This is a genomic window from Micrococcus sp. FDAARGOS_333, from assembly GCF_002206575.2.
Lineage (GTDB): Bacteria > Actinomycetota > Actinomycetes > Actinomycetales > Micrococcaceae > Micrococcus > Micrococcus lylae.
This window is the reverse complement of the sequence record NZ_NJFJ02000001.1, coordinates 2,734,741-2,752,981: the sequence shown is the minus strand read 5'-3', so window position 1 is coordinate 2,752,981 and position 18,241 is coordinate 2,734,741. Positions and strand designations below refer to the sequence as shown.

The window sequence follows — 18,241 nt, the reverse complement described above, 5'->3', positions numbered from 1 at the left end:
TGACGGGCAGGAGGATCAGGCCTGCTTCTCGGCCTCGCGGATCTCGGCGACCGGGTCGTCGGAGATCTCGTCGCGGTGGTCGTGCAGGTCGCGGTCCTGGATGCCGTTCGGCACGAAGCAGACCGCGATGAAGGAGACCACGCCCAGGGCGGCGATGTACACGCCGATCAGGTAGGGGTTGCCGGTGCGCTGCAGGATGAGGTCCGAGATCATCGGAGCGAAGGCGCCGCCGATGATGGACCCCAGGGCGTAGCCGATGGAGATGCCGGAGAAGCGCACGTTTGCCGGGAACATCTCCGCATACATCGCGGACTGGGGGCCGTAGGACGGGCCGAGTCCGATGGTCAGGATGAAGACGGCCAGGGCGAACAGCGGCAGGGAGGCGGTGTTCAGCAGGGACCACATCGGAATGGCCCAGGCGATCACGATGCCGTAGCCGATGAGGAAGGTCAGCTTGCGGCCGATCTTGTCCGAGATCCAGCCGCCGAACAGGGTGAAGACCAGCCAGCCGAAGCCGCCGATGAGGGACGCGGCGAGGGTCTCGGTGCGCTCCATGCCGAGGGCCTTCACGCCGTAGCCGTTGAAGTAGGCGATGACGAGGTAGCCGGCCGCGTTGTTGGCGGCGAAGATCAGGGCGGCGAGCACGACCCACGTGGAGTGGCCGCGGAAGAGGTCGCCGAGCGGGGCCGACTCCTCCTTCTTCAGCCGCTGCATCTCCTGGAAGACCGGGGACTCCTCCACGGCCTTGCGGATGAGGTGGCCGACGATGATCAGGATGAAGGAGAACAGGAACGGGATGCGCCAGCCCCAGGACATGAACTGCTCTTCGTCCATGAAGGTGGAGATGCCGAAGATCATGATGGTCGCCAGGATCATGCCCAGCGGCACGCCGATCTGTGGGTAGGCGCCGAAGAGCCCGCGCTTGCCGCGCGGGGCGTGCTCCACGGACATCAGGGCCGCGCCGCCCCACTCGCCGCCGGCGGAGAAGCCCTGCAGCAGGCGGAAGAGGATCAGGAGGATCGGAGCCCAGATGCCGATGGTCGCGTAGGTCGGCAGCAGGCCGATGAGCACCGTGGCGGCGCCCATGCCGATCAGGGTGAAGACCAGGACGACCTTGCGGCCGAACTTGTCGCCGACGTGGCCTGCGACGATCGCGCCGAGCGGGCGGACCAGGAAGGAGATGCCGAGGGAGGCCCACGCGGCGATCTGTGAGCCGGATTCACCCATCGGCTCGAAGAACAGCGGCGCGAGCACGAGGCCGGCGGCCTGGGCGTAGATGAAGAAGTCGTACCACTCGATCGTGGTGCCCACGAGGGTGCCCGCGAGGACCTTGCGCTCTTCGCGCTTCTTCGCGGCGGAACCCTGCCCGAGCGTGTCGGTGTAGGTGGTGCTCATGAAAACTCCAGTGGGAAGACGGTGCGAGAGTGTCCGGTCCGCCGGAGCGGCTGGACAGCCGAGTCGAGTGAGGGGAACCGACCGTTCGGTCGGGAACTCGGTGGCGCCACTCTATCCGAGTCGGTGAGCCGTGTCACACCGTGTCGTGAGAATCCGCCCATGATGTGAGATGTGCCGCGTTGTCGCGTGGCTCAGGGTGCACAGGCTCGTCCAGCGGTGATGACACGACGACGGCGCCGTCACCTCGTGAGGTGACGGCGCCGTCGTCGGGAAGCGGCTCCTGCAGGAGCCGGTCAGCTGCGGCCGGTGAACTCCGGCGTGCGCTTCTGCTGGAAGGCCTTGAAGCCCTCCGCGTAGTCCGCGGTGTTGCAGAGGTCGCCCTGGGCGACGTTCTCGGCGTCCAGGGACTCCCACAGGCCCACGCGCCGATCGCGGATCTGAGCGACGAGCTCCTTGGAGGCCTTGAACGCCAGGGTGGCGCCGGAGGCGACCTGCGCGACCTTGGCGCGGGTGAACTCCAGCAGCTCGTCCGCCGGCACGGAACGGGAGAACAGGCCGGCCTGCACAGCCTCGGCGCCGGAAATCAGCTCCGCGGTGTAGATGAGGTCCAGGGTGCGGTGGGCGCCCAGGCGCTCGGTGAACAGCCAGTGTCCGCCGGAGTCCAGGGTGGCGCCGAGGTTGGCGAACGGGGAGCCGATCTTGGCGTTCTCGGCCACGTAGACCACGTCCGTGGCGATCGCCAGGCCCAGGCCCACGCCCAGGCACGCGCCCTGCACGGCGGCGAAGGTCGGCACCGGCAGGTCGGCCATGGCGCGCAGCACCGGGGTGACCTTGTCCCGCAGGTAGGCGGTGGCGTCGTCGTCCGCCGGGACGACGTTCGAGATGTCACGTCCGGCGCAGAAGCCGCGGCCCTCCCCGCGCAGCAGCAGGGCGCGGACCTCGCCGCGCTCGGCCGCGGCGGCCACGTCCGCATAGGCCTTGCCGAGGTCCGCGAGGGCGGCCTCGTCCAGGGAGTTCATCTTCTGCGGGGCGTTCAGGACGATCTCGGCGATGCCGTCGGCGATGGTCAGGTCGATCATGGGAACCCTCCTCAGGAGTCGAAGTCGACCGTGATGGTGTCCGAGGTCGGACGGGTCTGGCAGGTCAGCACGTAGCCGGCCTCGACCTCGTCCTTCTCGAGGGCGTAGTTCTCGTCCATCTCGTAGGTGCCGTCGGTGACCTTGGCGCGGCAGGTGCCGCACACGCCGCCGGCGCAGGCGAACGGGACGTCCGAGCGCACGCGCAGGGCGGCGTTGAGCAGGGTCTCGTGCGCCGACTTCGGGGACTCGACCTTGCCGGACAGGCCGTCGAGGTTGAACTCGATGGTGTAGTTGTCTCCGGCCGGGTCGGTCTCCACCACGCGGCCGGACTGGCCCTCCGGGTTCTCCGGGCGGCCGGTGGTGAACAGCTCGAAGCGGACCTTGTCCTCGGCCACGCCGCGCTGGGCGAGGGAGTCGCGGACCAGCTGGACCAGCTCGAACGGGCCGCAGAGGAACCACTCGTCGGTGCCGTTCACGTCGATCACGCGGTCGAGGAGGGTCTCGAGCTTCTCGGCGTCGATGCGGCCGGACAGCAGCGGGGAGACGCGCTGCTCGCGGGAGAGCACGTGGCTCACGGTGAAGCGGGCCGGGTACTTGTCCTTCAGGTCGCCGATCTCCTCCGCGAACATCACGTCCATGGCGGAGCGGTTGGCGAACACCAGGTCGAAGCGCGAGGTGTCCGAGGCGGCCAGCACGGCCTTGGCGATGGACATGATCGGCGTGATGCCGGAGCCGGCGGCGAAGGCCACCAGGTGGGTGTTCTTCTTCTCGGACACCTTCTCGGCGGCGAGCTCCTCGGCGTTGTTCATCGAGGTGATGTGGGTCCGGGACGTGAAGGCGCCCTGCGGGTTCATCACATCGATCTTCTCGCCGACCTCGAGGACCTCGTTGGCCCACGTGGAGAACCTGCCGCCCAGGTCCTTCTTGACGGCCACGCGGATCTCACCGCGGCGGGGCACGGCGCAGATCGAGTAGGAGCGGCGGATCTCGGCGCCGTCGATCTCCTTGCGGAGCGCGACGTACTGGCCCGGGAGGTAGTCGTAGTCGTCCGCGAGCTCCTCGGGGACGGTGAAGGTGACCTCCACGGAGTCCGAGGTCAGCTTGCGCAGCCCGGTCACCTCGAGGGTGTTGAACGTGGCGCGGCGCTTGCGGCCGATGGGGGCGTCGGTGGTCTCGGTCATCAGTGCACCTTGAAGTAGTCGAAGGGTTCGAGGCAGTCGTTGCAGGTGTGGAGCGCCTTGCAGGAGGTGGACCCGAAGCGGGTGATCTCTCGCGTGTTCAGCGAGTGGCAGCGCGGGCACTTGACGGCCAAGCCGATGCGCACCGGACCGTCGGTGGTCCGGGCCGCAGGCGGGGCGATCCCGTACTCGCTGAGCTTGGCCTTGCCCTCGTCGGTCATCCAGTCCGTGGTCCACGCAGGCTGCAGCACCAGGCGCACCTCTGCGTCCTCGAAGCCGGCCCGGGACAGGGCGAGCTTCACGTCCGTGGTGATGGTCTCCATGGCGGGGCAGCCGGAGTAGGTCGGGGTGATGACCACGACGGCGCGGCCGTCCTCTGCCCGTGCCTGACGGAGGATCCCCAGGTCCGCGATGGACAGCACAGGGATCTCCGGGTCGTGCACGGTGGCGGCGGCGTCCCAGACCTGCGCGTCGGCGGGGTCGGCGGGACGGAGCTCGGCGGCTTTCACCACTGCGCCTCCGGGTACCGGCGCGCGAGCACCTGCATCTCGGCCAGGATGTAGCCGCGCCACTCGGAGGTGGCGCCGGAGCGGTCGAGGCCGCGGGCGGTCGGGGAGGTCGGGACCTCGAGGCCGGCCTCGGTGATGGCGCGCGTGATGCGCTCCAGGGTCGGCTCCTCCAGCGAGGACGGCAGCACGGCGATGCCCTGGCCGGCCAGCTCGGCGGTGTTCTCGTCGTCGTAGAACAGCTCGCCGACGTACGGCCACAGCTCGTCCAGGCCGGCCTGCATGCGGCGGGCGGACTCCTCGGTGCCCAGGCCCAGGCGGTTCAGCCACACGGCGGCATGGTCCTGGTGGTACAGGACCTCCTTGAGGGCCTTGTTCGCGATGGCCGAGAGGGTCTCGTCCTTCGAGTCCACGAGGCGGGTGTACAGCTCGTACGAGTAGAACGAGTAGTACAGCTGGCGGGCGATCGTCTTGGCGAAGTCGCCGTTCTCGGCCTCCACGAGGCGGGCGGAGCGGAACTCCTCCTCGTCGCGCAGATAGGCGAGCTGGTCCTCCGTCTTGCCCCACGCGGTGCCCGCGTAGGTCAGGAAGAAGCGGGCGTGGCCCACCAGGTCCAGGGCGATGTTGCCCAGGGCGATGTCCTCTTCGAGCTCCGGGGCGCGGGAGATCCACCAGGACAGGCGCTGGCCGAGCATCAGGGCGTCGTCGCCCAGCTGCACGGCGTAGTTCGCCACGGCCTCCGAGGCCGTGGAGCCGGACTCGGCGATCTCCTCGGCGGTGATGGCCACACCGGCGGACTGCTTGGTGGCCGAGTCGTTGGTCGCGAAGCTCACAGGTGCGGCACCCCCTCGGACTGCTGGTAGTAGGTGGCGTGGCGGTAGGACTTGCCCTGCGCCGACTCGAAGAAGCCGCCCTTGGAGTCCGGGTCGGAGGCGGCGATGGCCTCGGCCGGGACGACCCACACGGAGGTGCCCTCGTTGCGGCGGGTGTACAGGTCGCGCGCGTTGCGCAGCGCCATGGTGGCGTCCGGGGCGTGCAGGGAGCCCGCGTGCACGTGGGACAGGCCGCGCGAGGCCCGGACGAAGACCTCCCAGAGCGGCCAGGCGTTCGAGGTGGACGTGTTCTCGGTCATGGGTCAGGCTCCGATCAGCTGGGTCTTGGCCGGCTGGTTCTGCTCGGCCTGGCGGCGGGCGTAGGCGGCGGCGGCCTCACGGACCCAGGCGCCGTCCTCATGGGCCTGGACACGGCGGGCCATGCGCTGGACGTTCATGGGGCCTCCGCCCTTGATGACGGACATGAACTCGTCCCAGTCGAGCTCGCCGAAGTCGTAGTGGCCGCGCTCCTCGTTCCACTTCAGGTCCGGGTCCGGCAGGGTCAGGCCGAGGGCCTCGGCCTGGGGGACGATCATGTCCACGAAGCGCTGGCGCAGCTCGTCGTTGGAGAAGCGCTTGACCTTCCAGGCCATGGACTGCTTGGAGTTCGGGGAGTCCTCGTCCGGCGGGCCGAACATCTGCAGGGCCGGGCCGTAGAAGCGGTTCACGGCGTCCTGGGCCATCTGCTTCTGCTCCGGGGTGCCGTGGGAGAGGGAGTAGAGGATCTCCCAGCCCTGGCGCTGGTGGAAGGACTCCTCCTTGCAGATCCGGACCATCGCGCGGCCGTACGGGCCGTAGGAGGCGCGGCAGAGCGGCACCTGGTTGCAGATGGCGGCGCCGTCCACGAGCCAGCCGATGGCGCCCATGTCCGCCCAGGTGCGGGCCGGGTAGTTGAAGATCGAGGAGTACTTCGCCTTGCCCTGCAGGAGCTGGTCGTTCAGCACGTCTCGCGGGGTGCCGAGGGTCTCGGCGGCCGAGTACAGGTACAGGCCGTGGCCGGCCTCGTCCTGCACCTTGGCCATGAGGATGGCCTTGCGCTTCAGGGACGGGGCGCGGGTGATCCAGTTGGCCTCCGGCTGCATGCCGATGATCTCGGAGTGCGCGTGCTGGGAGACCTGGCGGGTCAGGGACTTGCGGTAGGCCGGCGGCATCCAGTCGCGGGGCTCGATGCGGGAGTCCTCGGCGATCAGACGATCGAAGTTCTCCTGACCGGCGGCGTCTTCCTCGGACGCGACGGCGGCCAGAGTGGTGGTGTTCTCTGCCATGGGGTGTCACCTCATTGCTTGCGGCGTGTTCTCGCGGGCGGCGTCGGTCTGCGTCGCCTGCGCGGAAGCGGGCGCGGACAATTACTGACCGTTCGTTCAGGATAGGTCAGGGTGCGGGGGTGGTCAATATGTCCGCGCCGCCCGGTTCCGGCATCTGCCGCACACGGACTGCGGGCCGTCCCCTCCTCCACAGGCGCCCGGTCCCCGGGCCCTGTCCACAGTTCCCGACGACGGCCGCGCACCCGGGTGCCCGCCTCGCCTAGCGTCCGGGGCATGGTGACGAACGTGATGACATGCGCGGCGGCGCAGGCCGGTGTGCTCGGCTGGCTGGCGGGGGAGACCGGCGGGGTGAACGCGCGCCGGCGGGACGCGGCGGCGGCGGTCGAGCAGCTCGAATGGGTCCTCGGGCGGCTCCGTGCGCAGCGGTCGGACTGGGAGGACTGCCTGCGGCACCTGTCCTGGGCCGAGGAGGTCCGCTGGGTCTCGGACGCCGCACGCGGCTATCTGCGCCAGGTCGCGGACATGAAGGCACGCGGGAGCAGGGTGCTGGACCTGGTCGCGGAGGCGGAGGCCTCTCTGTCGGCAGCCGTGGAGCAGGCCCGTGCCGCCGAGGCGGAGGCGATCGCCGAACAACAGGCTCTTCAGTGGGCGGGGAAGGCGGTGGCGTGCGGATGAGCAGGCAGACGGATCGGACCGGCATCCGGCGGGTCTCCGGCGGACCGACCTCGATCATGGCGGACCTGGACGACCTCGAGCATGCCTGTCTCGGGCTGGAACGACTGGAGCCGGCCCTGACGGCCCTGCGCATACCGGTGCGCCAGTGGGCGGAGGAGCTCCCGGCGCACGCCGAGGCGGCCCCGGCGGTCCTGGACGTGACCGTGCGCCTGCAGGACCTGGAGGTCAACGCGGTCCAGGTGCAGGAGATCGCACGGACGGCGGCCACCTCGGTGCGGATGTCCGTGGACCGCTACCGGGCCGCCGAACGCGGGGCGCGGCATGCGGTGGAGCGTGTCCAGCTCTCCGCGGGGGAGGCCGTGGGCCACGTCTGGTCCGAGGGGCAGAACGGGTTCACGGTGGACGAAGCGGAGCTGCTGGTGCGCAACGCTCTGAACTCCGTGACCCAGGGCGCCCTGGCCAAGGGGATCACGGCGGGCATGTTCGCCGGGGCGATGAGGGTCCCCGGCATCGCCCGACACCGCGATGTCCTCGACTCCCGCGCCGCCGCCCGCACGGCGAAGGCGGGAAGCGTGACGGGGACGGACCCGCGCTCGGCCACACAGAGGGTGACGGCGAAGGGCCGCACGCTGGGGGCCAGGTCCACGCTGGCCGACCCCGCCGGGACGCTGGCCGGCTGGATCATGGACGGCCCTGTGGGGGACGTCTACGACGAGGTGGTCAACTGGGAGAACTTCTCGGAGGCCAGCCTCCGGCATCTGGCGCAGCAGCCGGTGGAGGTCGTCGGAGCCGTCGAGGCCGTCGAGGACGGTCCCGAAGCATTGGACGGCGGAGTCTCGGCCGTCATGGGGCTGCAGGAGCAGGTGTCCGGCGCCGGTCCGGGACGGGTCATGGTCACCCGGATCCGGGCTGCGGACGGCCGAGACACCTACGTCGTCACGCTGCCGGGGACCCAGAGCCAGGACCTCGAGGCCGAGCACGGGCTCGGCGAGGACGGGACCCGCTATGACAACTTCACCGGGCTGGGCGGCATCGCCGACGCCGTGGGCAGGAACTCGCAGCGGACCGGGGACGCCGTGGCCGCGGCACTGGCGGCCGCCGGCGTGCCGGACGGCGCCCGAGTGCTGCCCGCCGGCCACTCCCAGGGGGGACTGCACGCGGTGAACCTGCTGTCCCACGAAGCGCTCGCGTCCCGGTACGAGATGGCCGGCGCCTACACGTACGGGTCTCCGACGGCGAACCTGCCGACACCGGAGGGGGCGCCCGTGCTGCACCTGGAGGACGAGCATGACCTCACCGCGGCCCTGGACGGCGGACCGAACCCTGCCACCGTGGACCGGGCGACGGTGACCTTGGCCTCGACGCCGTCGGTGACCACGGAGGAGTTCCAGGAGTACATCGAGTACCTGCGTGTCCTCGACGAGGACTACGACCTCTCCGAGGTCCCGGAGAACTACGAGGCGATGAAGCGCCTGCCCGCGCACCTGGCGGACGTCCCCGAGCGATTGATGGAGCACCACGGCATCGACTCGTACCGCGCGCTGGTCGAGGCCCAGGAGGCGCGGGGAGCCGAGGCGTGGGGCGAGGCGGCCCCCACGGTGGCCGCGCTGGGACTGCTCACCGGCGGGAGAGTGCTCTCCCAGAAGACGGTGCCGCTGGGGCGGCGGCGGCCGGAGCCGTGGGAGCGGCAGCCGCAGCCGGCGCATCCACGGGCCCGGCTGGGCCGGCTCGGCGGCCGGTGACGGCCGGGACTCAGCGCCGCTCGGGCGCGATGCGGTTCGTGATGGAGGACATCACCAGGGAGACCAGGGACACGATCACCGCGGCGAACACGGCGGTGAAGAAGAAGCGGTCGATGTGCAGCTGCATCGGCAGGAAGGAAGACAGCCAGGAGGTGAGCGCGAGCATGGCGGCGTTGATGATCACCGTGAACAGACCGAGCGTCAGGCAGGTGATGGGCAGGGAGAGGAACGCCACGATCGGGCGGATCACCGCGTTCACGGCGCCGAACAGCAGGCCGAGCAGGGCGTAGGCGACCACGGTGTTCGCCGTCTGGTCGTCGAACAGGTGCAGGGAGGAGGACAGGGTCACGTCCATGCCGGGCAGCAGCCAGACGGCGGACCAGAGCGCGATGGCGTTGACGGCGAGGCTGAGGAGGAATCGGGTCATGGGTCCACTCTCGCAGGTCCGGCTGGACCCGGGGTGAGAACAGCCGGCGGCGCCGCCACCTGCAGCAGGTGACGGCGCCGCCGTCGGGACGGGGCCGTCAGGGCCCCGATGCACCGGATCAGTTCTGGTCCAGGAGCACGCCCTCGAAGAACTCGTTGGCCTGCTCCGGAGCGTCCAGCGGCAGGACCGCGGCCACGTAGTGGTCCGGGCGGACGATCACCACGGCGCCGTCGCGGGAGATGCCGCGGACGTCGTAGATGTCCGGGCCGTGCGAGGGCAGGCAGGTGGCGAAGATGTTGTTCAGGTCATACAGGCCCAGACAGCCCGAGGTCGGCTTGAACAGGGCCGGCACGTCCGGATGGGCGAACTCGGTCTGCTTCTGCTGGTAGACCACCTTGATATCGAACACGGTGTCCTGCGGGGCGCCGGCCGGGGTGCAGCGGTTGCGGAAGGACGCCGGGTCCTGCTCGATCGCCGTGGCCCAGGCGGCGGCCTTCGAGTCCTCGGCGTTCGGCATGGCGGCGTCGGCGAAGACGTACACGCGCCAGCGGCCGTCGGCCTTGTGCAGGTGACCCAGGTGCTTGGTGTTGGTGTCGCAGGAGCGCTCGACCAGCTCGGAGCGGAAGCGCTTGCCGATCGGGTAGCCGGTGGCCAGCTCCTGGTTCCCGCTGCGGGTCAGCATGGACGGCTGGTACTCGGTCATGAAGCCGGCCGGGAACTCGGCGGTCTTGGTGTAGAACTCCGCCACCTCGTTCGGGTCGCCGAGCTCGTCGATCGGCTTCGCCATGAGGGTGGACCACTCCTTGTCGAAGTCGATCAGGTTCTTGGCGATGTCCTTGCGCTCGTCCGAGTAGGTGCCCACGAGCTCCTTCGGGGCCTGGCCGGAGAGGACCTGGCCGAGCTTCCAGGCGAGGTTCCAGCCGTCCTGCATGGACACGTTCATGCCCTGGCCGGCCTTCGCGGAGTGGGTGTGGCAGGCGTCGCCGAGCAGGAACACGGTCGGCTCGCCCACCCGCTCGCGGTTGTCGAAGCCGGAGGTCAGGCGGTGGCCGACCTCGTAGATCGAGTTCCAGGCCACGTCCTTCACCTCCAGGGTGTAGGGGTGCAGGATCGCCTGGGCGCGCTTGATGACCTCCTCGAGCGGGGTCTTGCGGATGGTGCCGTTGTCCCCCTCCGGCACCACGCCGAGGTCCACGTAGAGGCGGAACAGGTGGCCTCCCTCGCGGGGGATCAGCAGGATGGAGCCGTTCTTGGAGTGGATGGCGCACTTGGTGCGGATGTCCGGGAAGTCGGTGACGGCCAGGGTGTCCATGACGCCCCAGGCGTGGTTCGCGGCGTCGCCGGAGAGGGAGTGGCCGATCGCCTTGCGCACGCCCGAGCGGGCCCCGTCCGCGCCGACCACGTACTTGCAGCGGACCTGGCGGGTCGGGCCGTCGGCGACCTCGTTGCCCTCGCCGTCGCCGGTGCGGCGCAGGGTCACTGTCACCGGGTAGTCGCCCTCGCCGGAGTCGTCCAGGGCCTCGAAGGCCCAGCCGAAGTCCGGCTCCATGCGGGTGGGGGCGTTCTTCATGTACTCGGCGTAGTAGTCCAGGATGCGGGCCTGGTTCACGATCAGGTGCGGGAACTCGGACACGCCCTCCGGGTCGTCCTCGGCCAGGGAGGTGCGGACGATGTTCTCCGGGTTCTCCGGATCCGGGTTCCAGAAGGCCATGGACGTCAGGTCGAAGGCCTCGTCGATGATCTCGTTGGCGAAGCCGAACGCCTGGAAGGTCTCCACGGAGCGGGCCTGGATGCCGTCGGCCTGCCCGATCTTCAGGCGGTGGGGGCGGCGGTCGATGATGCGGGTGGTGACGTCCGGGAACATCGCCAGCTGGGCGGCGGCGATCATGCCGGCCGGGCCTGCGCCCACGATCAGCACGTCCATCTCGTCCGGCAGCTCGGCCGGGCGGTCGAGGCCGACGCCGGCGGCCGCGTACTGGCGGGGGTTCGTGGAGACATAGCCGTTGTGGTGGAAGAGCATCCTTGGTCCTTTCGCGCGGGCCCGGGGGAGCGGGGCGCCTCGGGAGGTGGTCGCGGCTGCTGTGTTCGCATATGGAACACGCTGTTCTCATAGAGAACGAACTGTGTCAGACTGTACGCCAGGCGTGAGCCACTTCACAAGGGTTTCTCCGGAAAGGAGCCGTCCATGACACCGCCGCGCAGCACCACGACGACGGCCGCCCCCTCCGGCGCCCGCGGCGCCTCCTCGTCCGCCTCCTCGCAGACGCTGGACCGCGGCATCCGCGTGCTCGAGGTGGTCACGGGCTCGGCGCAGCCGCCGACCATCGCGGAGGTCGCCGCCGCGCTCGGTGTGCACCGCTCGATCGTCTACCGGATCCTCCGGACCCTCGAGGACCGCCGTCTGGTCCGCCGCGACGCCGCCGGGCGCGTCTACGGCGCTCCCGGCCTGGCCGTGCTCGCCCGCGGCGTGGAGCAGGACCTGCAGGCCGCCGCCCTGCCGGAGCTGACCGCGATCTCCCAGGACCTGGGCATGAGCGCCTTCGTGGTGGTGTGGGACGGCCAGGACTGCACGACCCTCGTCACCGTCGAGCCTGCCCAGGGCAACCTCGTCACCCAGCGCCCCGGCACTCGGCACCCGCTCGGCCGCGGCGGCCCCGGCCTGGCGATCGCCGCCTCCCTGGAATCCGAGCAGCTCGCCGCCGCCGCGGACGCCGGCATCATCGAGGACCCGGAGCGTCCCGAGGTCGCCGCCGCGCGCGAGCGCGGCCATGCCACGAGCCGCGGCGAGGTCATCCCCGGCGTCTTCTCCGTGGCGGTCCCGCTGCGCGTGCCCGGGCAGCTGCCCGCGGCCGTGGCGGTCGTCTATGCGGACCGCGCCGAGGACACCGAAGCCATCGGGCGGCGCCTGAGCGCCGGCGCCGAGACCATCGCCGCGGCGCTGGGCGCCGCGCCCGCACACTGACGCGGAGCCCACCGCACTGAGGTGCCGGAGCCGATGCGGCGTGGGGAGCTCGCCGCGACGCCGCCGCGCGGAGACGAACTGACACCGCAGACCCGCCCGCGCTGACGGAATGCGCGCCATCGGCAACTCCGGCAAGACAGGCCAGTGCCGTCGTCGTAGTCTTCTGACCATGACTGAGACCCCGAAGCCGAGCACGACCGTCGTCCACCCCAACCCGGTGATCGACCTGCTTCCGCCCTACGCCGCCGGCAAGCCCCCGGCCGCCGTCGAGGGCCTGACGCCGTACAAGCTGTCCTCCAATGAGAACCCGTACGCCCCGGTCCCGTCCGTGCTGGACACCGTCACCGCGCTGGTGGCCGGCGCCGAGGGCGAGGCCAGCGCACTGTGCCGCTACCCGGACCCGCTGTCCACCGCGCTGCGCACCCGCCTGGCCGAGCACCACGGCGTCCCGGCCGACGACATCGTCACCGGCGGCGGCTCCCTGGGAGCCCTGACCCAGATCATCACCGCCTACGCGGGCCCGCACGACGACGGCCACCGCGACGAGGTCCTCTTCGCCTGGCGCTCCTTCGAGGCGTATCCGATCGTGGTGCGCTCCGCCGGGGCGAAGGACGTGCAGGTCCCGCTCACCGCGGACCACCGCCACGACCTGCCGGCCATGCTGGACGCGATCACCGAGAACACCCGTGTGATCATCCTCTGCACCCCGAACAACCCGACCGGGCCGGTGCTCACCACCGCCGAGGTCGAGGACTTCCTGGCCAAGGTGCCCGAGCACATCCTCGTGGTCATCGACGAGGCCTACGTGGAGTTCGTCCGCCACGACGACGCCGTGCAGGGCATCGAGATGTACCGCAAGCACCGGAACGTGGCCGTGCTGCGCACCTTCTCCAAGGCCCACGGCCTGGCCAACCTCCGCGTGGGCTACTCGATCGCCCACCCGGAGATCACCCGCCACCTGCGGGTCGTCGCCACCCCGTTCGCGGTGTCCACCGTGGCCGAGCAGGCCGCCATCGCCTCCCTGGACGCCCTGGACGAGGTCACCGAACGCGTCCAGAAGGTGGTGGACGAGCGCGAGCGTGTGGTCGCCGCCCTCACCGAGGCCGGCTGGGACATCCCGGAGACCCACGCCAACTTCGTCTGGCTGCCGCTCGGAGAGCAGGCCGTGGACTTCGCCGCCCGGGCGGGCGAGCAGGCGCTGTCCGTCCGCGCCTTCGCCGGCGAGGGTGTGCGCGTGTCCATCGGCGAGGTCGAGGCGAACGACCGGTTCATCGCCCTCGCCCGCGACTACCGGAAGGGCTGAGCCATGGCAGGGAACGAGATCCACGTCGGCGCCGCCGCGGACATCGCCGTCGGCGAGGCCACGGTCCTGCCCATGGGCGCGACCGGCCACTGGGACGACATCGCCGTGTTCCACACCGAGGACGGCGGCTTCCACGCCATCGACGACTCCTGCACCCACGGGGACATCTCCCTGGCCGAGGGCGAGCTCGAGGGCCTCGAGATCGAATGCTGGCTCCACGGCTCCCGGTTCTGCCTCACCGACGGCAAGCCGCAGTGCCTGCCCGCCACCGAACCGGTCGGGGTGCACCGGGTGGAGGTCCGCGACGGCGAGGTCTACCTGACGATCGTCGACCGCAAGCAGGGCTGAGGCCGGAGGGCCGGCGGACGGCCGCCGGTGGCGGACCGTCGATGTTCCGGCGACCGGGTGCTGCGCCGGATGATGCGCCGGGCGGGCCGAAGGGGCCCGCCTGCTCCATGGGAGCGGGCGGGCCCCTCGGCGTCTCCCGCTCTTCACGCGCAGGTCACCCGCGGTGAAGCGTCTGTCCACCGTGGCGGCAGATGCCGGTCACCGGCCGGTGCGAGCGTGGGCGGCGGCACGGGGCCGCCCCGTGCCGGGTGAGTGCGGATCCGTCCAGGCTCACCCTGTCCCGAGGCAAGGAGCCGAGCATGCCCGCGCACCGCGAGCCCACGTCCCGCACCCGCCGCCGCGCCACCGGAACGCTGGCCGCCGCCGCCATCACCGGAACGCTGCTGTCCCCGGCCGCGCAGGCCGCGGTAGAGCACGTCCCCGGCGCACCGGAGCCTCATGGGCGCGCCGGCGCCGTCTCGGCACAGACCGTCGGCTCCTCCGCGCCCGAGGTGATCGGCCACCGCGGCGCCGCGGGCGTGGCACCGGAGAACACGGTGGCGGCCTTCCGTGAGGCGGTCCGCTCCGGGGCCGGCTTCTTCGAGATCGACGTGCAGCTCTCTGCCGACGGCGTCCCGTTCCTCTTCCACGACTCCACGCCCGCGCGCACGACGAACGTCGCCGAGGTGTTCCCCGGCCGCGAAGACGACCCGATCACCAGCTTCACCTGGGACGAGCTCCAGCAGCTCGAGGTCGGCTCCGCCTACGCCGAGCGCTACCGGGGCGAGCGGATCCCGCACCTGGACGACGCCGCCCGAGCCGCCACCCCGCGCACCGGTGTGTTCATCGAGATCAAGAGCCCGCAGGACTCGCCCGGTGTCGAGGCCGTCGTCGCCGAGTCGCTCGCCTCCGTGCCCGAGTGGCAGCGCCTCGTGGCCCGGGGCAAGGTGGAGGTCATCGGCTTCGACGCCGAATCCAATCGTCGCTTCGCAGCCCTGGCACCGCAGATCCCGCTGCAGCAGCTCGCCGGCACCGTCCCGGACGCCGCCGCCCTGGACGCGGTGGCCGAGTATGCGGACGGCTTCAGCACGAACTACCGCAGCCTGGACGCGGACGGGGTGCGGCGCATCCATGACGCCGGCCTCGAGGCGGCCGTCTACACCGTGAACTCCGTGGAGGCCTACGACCAGGTCGCGGCGCTCGGCGTGGACCGGGTGACCGGCGACTTCCCGCGCGAGCTCGTCCGCCATGCGAAGGGGATCAAGCCGTTCCCGCAGGCGCAGGGCGTGCGGATCCTCAACTCCGTCAACGACGTCCCCGGGCCGGACCTGCAGCCGGAGACCGGCGAGCACGTGGTGCTGGTCAACGACGGCCCGGCGCCGGTGGACGTCTCCGGCTACCTCCTTCGAGACGCCGCCTACAACGTGCTGACCGTCGGCGAGGGCTACATCCTGGAGCCGGGCCAGACCCTGCGGGTGTACACCGGCCCCGGCACCGACTCCGAGGACGCCTACTACAACCAGGGCACCTCGAACGTGCTGAACAACGGCGGCGACTCCGTCGGCCTGTTCACCCCCACGGGTCGTCTGCTGGACACCTTCGCGAACTGACCCGCCGCACCGAAGGGCCCGCCTGCTCCATCCGGAGCGGGCGGGCCCTTCGGTGTGCTCGGGGCGGAGGAGGACGCACCGGCGCGGGGCGGTCGCCTCCGGCTCTCGGCTCAGGTCCCGCAGTACGTCACATACCTTCCCGACGACGGCGCGGCCGGCTCCGCGTATCGCTCCCGTCCGTCCGGGGGCGAGAAGGGCCTGCGCACCTGGGACAGCAGATTCTCGAAGGGCGTCAGGTCGCCGGCCTCCGCGGCGTCCAGGGCCTCCTCGACGAGATGGTTGCGGGCGATGACCACCGGGTTCGTGCGACGCAGCAGTGCAGCGTCCGGACCGTGGGCGAGCCAGTCCGCACCCCAGTCCTGAAGCGGGTCTGGGAGCAGCGTGGCATCTGCTGACTCGGCGACGTCCGCCAGCGATGCCCAGAAGGACGTCCAGTCCACGCGGTGCTCGGCCAGCAGCGCGAACAGCGGATCGGTGAGCGTGGTGACGTCGGGCGCGGTGGCGGCCGTCCCGGTGGAGGCGGAGGCGTTCGGCGAGGTGTCCTCGGCAGGTGCGGGGCCGTCGTCGGGAACAGGCTCTGCGGGGAGGCCGAGCTTGGCGGCCAGGCCGCGCCGCCAGGCGGCGGTGTGGTGCACGCGGAACTCGTCCAGCACACGCTCGGCGGCGGCCACGGCACGCTGCTGGTCCGGGTCGATCAGCGGCAGCAGTGCCTCGGCCAGGCGGGCGAGGTTCCAGCGGGCGATCGCCGGCTGGTTCCCGTAGGCGTAGCGGCCGGCATGGTCGATCGAGGAGAAGACCGTGTCCGGGTCGAAGGCCTCCATGAAGGCGCAGGGGCCGAAGTCGATCGCCTCGCCGGACAGCGTCATGTTGTCCGTGTTCATCACGCCGTGCACGAAGCCCAGCAGCATCCACTGCGCCACCAGCTCGGCCTGGGCACGGGCGACGGCGCGCAGCAGGTCCAGGGCCGGCACATCCGTGCGCGGGGCGTGAGGGTGGTGGCGGTCCAGGGCGTGCTGCACCAGGCGCGTCAGGAGGGTCTCCGGGTGGAGGCCGTCCGCACGTTCCGGGGAGCCGGCGGCCTCGTGCTGGGCGGCCAGGGCCGCCGCGTACTGGACGGTGCCCACGCGCAGGTGGGAGGCGGCCGTGCGGGCCAGCACCGCGCCGGGCAGGGAACGGTCCCGCTGCACCTGACCGCCCGTGGCCACCACGGCGAGGGCCCGCGAGGTGGGCACACCGAGTGCGTGCAGGCAGGCCGAGACGAGCACCTCGCGGAGCATCGGGCCGAGGGCGGCCAGGCCGTCCGAGCCGGGGCGGGAGAACGGGGTGCGGCCCGAGCCCTTCAGGTGCAGGTCCGTCAGGGACGGGAGGGCGTCCGGGGACTCGACGGTTTCCCGAACGGAAGCGTCCGGGGACTCGACGGTTTCCCGAACGAAAGCGTCCGGGGATTCGACCGTTTCCCGAACGAAAGCGCTGGGGGTGGCGGGGGTGCTGGGGGTGGCGGGGATCTCGCCGAGCAGCAGGGCGCGGCCGTCGCCGAGCACGGGGGAGTAGTGCCCGAACTGGTGTCCCGCATACGCCTGGGCCACCGGCCGGGCGGCGGCGGGGTCCTGGCCCGGGCCGAGCGCCGGGCGCTCGCCGGTCAGCAGACGCAGCCCCTCCTGACTGCGCAGCCACGCCGGGTCCAGGCCGAGCTCGGCGGCCAGCTCCTCGTCCACGACCACGACGCTCGGGCAGATCGGCTCCGCCGCCTGCCAGGGCACGGCGAGCTCCGGGAAGGCGTCGGCGAACACCGAGGCGAGGTGCGGGGCGCAGGAGGGGAGGCCGTCATCGGGAAGGGCGGCGGAGCGTACGGAGGAGTCCATCGTCCCAGCGTACGGAGCAGGCCGCGCCGGCACAGTAGGAGGCGCGCTCGCCGTCCGCGCCGGGCTCAGTAGGAGGCGCGTTCGCGGTCCGCCCCGGCCCACGAGGAGGCGCGGGCCGCCGGCTCAGTAGGAGGCGCGCTCGCCGTCCGCGCCACCCTCGCCGGACCCGCCGTCGCCGGTCCCGCCCTCGACGGCCGGGCACCAGGTGTCTGCGAGGGCCTCGGCGCCGCGGGCCAGGATCGCCACGTCCGCGCCCACGTTCACGTAGTCGGCGCCGGCGGCCGCGTAGGCCTCCGCCTGGGCCTTCACGAAGGCGTTGACGCCCACGATCTTGCCGGCGGCCTTCACCGCCCCGATGGTCTGCTCCACGGCGGCCACGACGTCCGGGTGGGACTGCTGGCCCAGCAGGCCCATGGAGGCCGAGAGGTCCGAGGGGCCGATGAAGACGCCGTCCACACCGTCGGTCGCGGCGATCTCGGCGGCGTTCTCCACGCCCTTGGCGGTCTCGATCTGGACCATGACGCCCACATGGCAGTCCCCGTCCTTGAGGTAGCCGCCGATCCGGTTCCAGCGGCCCGAACGGGCCAGGGCGGAGCCCACGCCGCGGATGCCGGGGCGCTCGCCGGCGGCACCCGGGTAGCGGGCCGCGGCCACGGCGGCGGCGGCCATCTCGGCGTCGTCCACCATCGGCACGATCAGCGTCTGCGCGCCCAGGTCCAGGAACTGCTTGATCGCCACCGGGTCCAGGGCGGGCACACGCACCATGGTGGGCACGCGGTAGCCGGCGATCGTGCGCAGCTGGGCGAGGATGTCCGCCAGCGTCAGCGGGGCGTGCTCGGCGTCGATCAGCAGGTAGTCCATGCCGGCGCCGGCGCAGATCTCCGCGGTGGTGGCGTCGCCGGAGCACAGGAACATGCCGGCGGCCAAGCGGCCTCCGCGCGCGGCCACGGCCTCGGCGGTGAACAGGTCGCGGAACAGGGGCTGGGCGTTGTCGATCACGGGCATCTCACAGGCTCCTGGGGTGTCAGCGTGCGGTGG

17 protein-coding genes are annotated in these 18,241 nt (G+C 71.4%); 6 read left to right on the top strand and 11 right to left on the bottom strand.

Going from position 1 to position 18,241, the window contains the following annotated elements:
* Positions 1–15 precede the first annotated feature (15 nt).
* The 7 genes from CEQ11_RS12255 to paaA form a co-directional block, all read right to left on the bottom strand.
* The gene (locus CEQ11_RS12255; protein ID WP_067190968.1) at positions 16–1,395 is read right to left on the bottom strand and encodes an MFS transporter; all 1,380 of its coding nucleotides are present in this window, start codon (positions 1,393–1,395) and stop codon (positions 16–18) included.
* A gap of 293 nt (positions 1,396–1,688) precedes the next feature.
* Positions 1,689–2,474: an enoyl-CoA hydratase/isomerase family protein gene (locus tag CEQ11_RS12250; protein ID WP_067190970.1), complete on the bottom strand. Its 786-nt coding sequence runs from the start codon at positions 2,472–2,474 to the stop codon at positions 1,689–1,691.
* An 11-nt stretch (positions 2,475–2,485) separates the two neighbouring features.
* Positions 2,486–3,655: a 1,2-phenylacetyl-CoA epoxidase subunit PaaE gene (gene paaE / locus CEQ11_RS12245; RefSeq protein WP_067190972.1), complete on the bottom strand. Its 1,170-nt coding sequence runs from the start codon at positions 3,653–3,655 to the stop codon at positions 2,486–2,488.
* A complete protein-coding gene (paaD, locus tag CEQ11_RS12240) occupies positions 3,655–4,164 on the bottom strand; it encodes a 1,2-phenylacetyl-CoA epoxidase subunit PaaD (RefSeq protein ID WP_067190973.1) in 510 nt (169 codons plus the stop codon). The genes paaE and paaD overlap by 1 nt, the downstream gene beginning before the upstream one ends.
* Positions 4,158–4,991 (bottom strand): 1,2-phenylacetyl-CoA epoxidase subunit PaaC, encoded by an 834-nt coding sequence (paaC, locus tag CEQ11_RS12235; RefSeq protein WP_067190974.1) that lies wholly within the window; start codon positions 4,989–4,991, stop codon positions 4,158–4,160. Before paaC ends, paaD begins: the two co-directional genes overlap by 7 nt.
* The gene (gene paaB / locus CEQ11_RS12230) at positions 4,988–5,290 is read right to left on the bottom strand and encodes a 1,2-phenylacetyl-CoA epoxidase subunit PaaB (RefSeq protein ID WP_067190975.1); all 303 of its coding nucleotides are present in this window, start codon (positions 5,288–5,290) and stop codon (positions 4,988–4,990) included. The genes paaC and paaB overlap by 4 nt, the downstream gene beginning before the upstream one ends.
* Before the next feature lie 3 nt (positions 5,291–5,293).
* Positions 5,294–6,295, bottom strand: coding sequence for a 1,2-phenylacetyl-CoA epoxidase subunit PaaA (gene paaA, locus CEQ11_RS12225; protein ID WP_067190977.1), 1,002 nt, complete (start codon positions 6,293–6,295; stop codon positions 5,294–5,296).
* Between the two features lie 273 nt (positions 6,296–6,568).
* On the opposite strand from paaA, the gene CEQ11_RS12220 reads away from it, so the two are divergent.
* Positions 6,569–6,970, top strand: a complete 402-nt coding sequence (locus CEQ11_RS12220; RefSeq protein ID WP_127913502.1) for a hypothetical protein — start codon at positions 6,569–6,571, stop codon at positions 6,968–6,970.
* The gene (locus CEQ11_RS12215) at positions 6,967–8,712 is read left to right on the top strand and encodes a hypothetical protein (protein ID WP_088478766.1); all 1,746 of its coding nucleotides are present in this window, start codon (positions 6,967–6,969) and stop codon (positions 8,710–8,712) included. Before CEQ11_RS12220 ends, CEQ11_RS12215 begins: the two co-directional genes overlap by 4 nt.
* A gap of 10 nt (positions 8,713–8,722) precedes the next feature.
* Here the strand turns inward: CEQ11_RS12215 and CEQ11_RS12210 are convergent, their stop codons facing one another.
* Complete coding sequence (locus CEQ11_RS12210) at positions 8,723–9,139, bottom strand: phage holin family protein (RefSeq protein WP_067190984.1); 417 nt, start codon at positions 9,137–9,139, stop codon at positions 8,723–8,725.
* 118 nt (positions 9,140–9,257) lie between these two features.
* A complete protein-coding gene (locus CEQ11_RS12205; RefSeq protein ID WP_088478765.1) occupies positions 9,258–11,159 on the bottom strand; it encodes an FAD-binding monooxygenase in 1,902 nt (633 codons plus the stop codon).
* Positions 11,160–11,324: 165 nt separating this feature from the next.
* Between CEQ11_RS12205 and CEQ11_RS12200 the strand changes: the two genes are divergently transcribed.
* From CEQ11_RS12200 to CEQ11_RS12185, 4 genes are all read left to right on the top strand, one after another.
* The gene (locus tag CEQ11_RS12200; protein WP_088478764.1) at positions 11,325–12,101 is read left to right on the top strand and encodes an IclR family transcriptional regulator; all 777 of its coding nucleotides are present in this window, start codon (positions 11,325–11,327) and stop codon (positions 12,099–12,101) included.
* A gap of 169 nt (positions 12,102–12,270) precedes the next feature.
* On the top strand, positions 12,271–13,404 hold the full coding sequence (locus CEQ11_RS12195) for a histidinol-phosphate transaminase (RefSeq protein ID WP_088478763.1): 1,134 nt from the start codon (positions 12,271–12,273) through the stop codon (positions 13,402–13,404).
* A 3-nt stretch (positions 13,405–13,407) separates the two neighbouring features.
* Complete coding sequence (locus tag CEQ11_RS12190; protein ID WP_067192300.1) at positions 13,408–13,752, top strand: Rieske 2Fe-2S domain-containing protein; 345 nt, start codon at positions 13,408–13,410, stop codon at positions 13,750–13,752.
* 299 nt (positions 13,753–14,051) lie between these two features.
* Positions 14,052–15,341, top strand: coding sequence for a glycerophosphodiester phosphodiesterase family protein (locus CEQ11_RS12185; RefSeq protein WP_088478762.1), 1,290 nt, complete (start codon positions 14,052–14,054; stop codon positions 15,339–15,341).
* Positions 15,342–15,451: 110 nt separating this feature from the next.
* Here CEQ11_RS12185 and CEQ11_RS12180 read toward each other — a convergent pair whose 3' ends face one another.
* Complete coding sequence (locus tag CEQ11_RS12180; protein ID WP_070637211.1) at positions 15,452–17,203, bottom strand: YdiU family protein; 1,752 nt, start codon at positions 17,201–17,203, stop codon at positions 15,452–15,454.
* Between the two features lie 123 nt (positions 17,204–17,326).
* Entirely contained in the window at positions 17,327–18,208 is an 882-nt protein-coding gene (locus CEQ11_RS12175) for an HpcH/HpaI aldolase/citrate lyase family protein (protein WP_088478761.1), read from the bottom strand.
* Positions 18,209–18,241: the final 33 nt, after the last annotated feature.

Coding starts and splice junctions, on each gene's coding strand:
- CEQ11_RS12205 (WP_088478765.1), bottom strand. CDS start 11,159: ATGCTCTTCCACCACAACGGCTATGTCTCCACGAACCCCCGCCAGTAC.
- CEQ11_RS12220 (WP_127913502.1), top strand. CDS start 6,569: ATGGTGACGAACGTGATGACATGCGCGGCGGCGCAGGCCGGTGTGCTC.
- paaE (WP_067190972.1), bottom strand. CDS start 3,655: ATGACCGAGACCACCGACGCCCCCATCGGCCGCAAGCGCCGCGCCACG.
- CEQ11_RS12210 (WP_067190984.1), bottom strand. CDS start 9,139: ATGACCCGATTCCTCCTCAGCCTCGCCGTCAACGCCATCGCGCTCTGG.
- CEQ11_RS12255 (WP_067190968.1), bottom strand. CDS start 1,395: ATGAGCACCACCTACACCGACACGCTCGGGCAGGGTTCCGCCGCGAAG.
- CEQ11_RS12180 (WP_070637211.1), bottom strand. CDS start 17,203: ATGGACTCCTCCGTACGCTCCGCCGCCCTTCCCGATGACGGCCTCCCC.
- CEQ11_RS12175 (WP_088478761.1), bottom strand. CDS start 18,208: ATGCCCGTGATCGACAACGCCCAGCCCCTGTTCCGCGACCTGTTCACC.
- CEQ11_RS12190 (WP_067192300.1), top strand. CDS start 13,408: ATGGCAGGGAACGAGATCCACGTCGGCGCCGCCGCGGACATCGCCGTC.
- CEQ11_RS12185 (WP_088478762.1), top strand. CDS start 14,052: ATGCCCGCGCACCGCGAGCCCACGTCCCGCACCCGCCGCCGCGCCACC.
- CEQ11_RS12250 (WP_067190970.1), bottom strand. CDS start 2,474: ATGATCGACCTGACCATCGCCGACGGCATCGCCGAGATCGTCCTGAAC.
- CEQ11_RS12200 (WP_088478764.1), top strand. CDS start 11,325: ATGACACCGCCGCGCAGCACCACGACGACGGCCGCCCCCTCCGGCGCC.
- CEQ11_RS12195 (WP_088478763.1), top strand. CDS start 12,271: ATGACTGAGACCCCGAAGCCGAGCACGACCGTCGTCCACCCCAACCCG.
- paaB (WP_067190975.1), bottom strand. CDS start 5,290: ATGACCGAGAACACGTCCACCTCGAACGCCTGGCCGCTCTGGGAGGTC.
- CEQ11_RS12215 (WP_088478766.1), top strand. CDS start 6,967: ATGAGCAGGCAGACGGATCGGACCGGCATCCGGCGGGTCTCCGGCGGA.
- paaA (WP_067190977.1), bottom strand. CDS start 6,295: ATGGCAGAGAACACCACCACTCTGGCCGCCGTCGCGTCCGAGGAAGAC.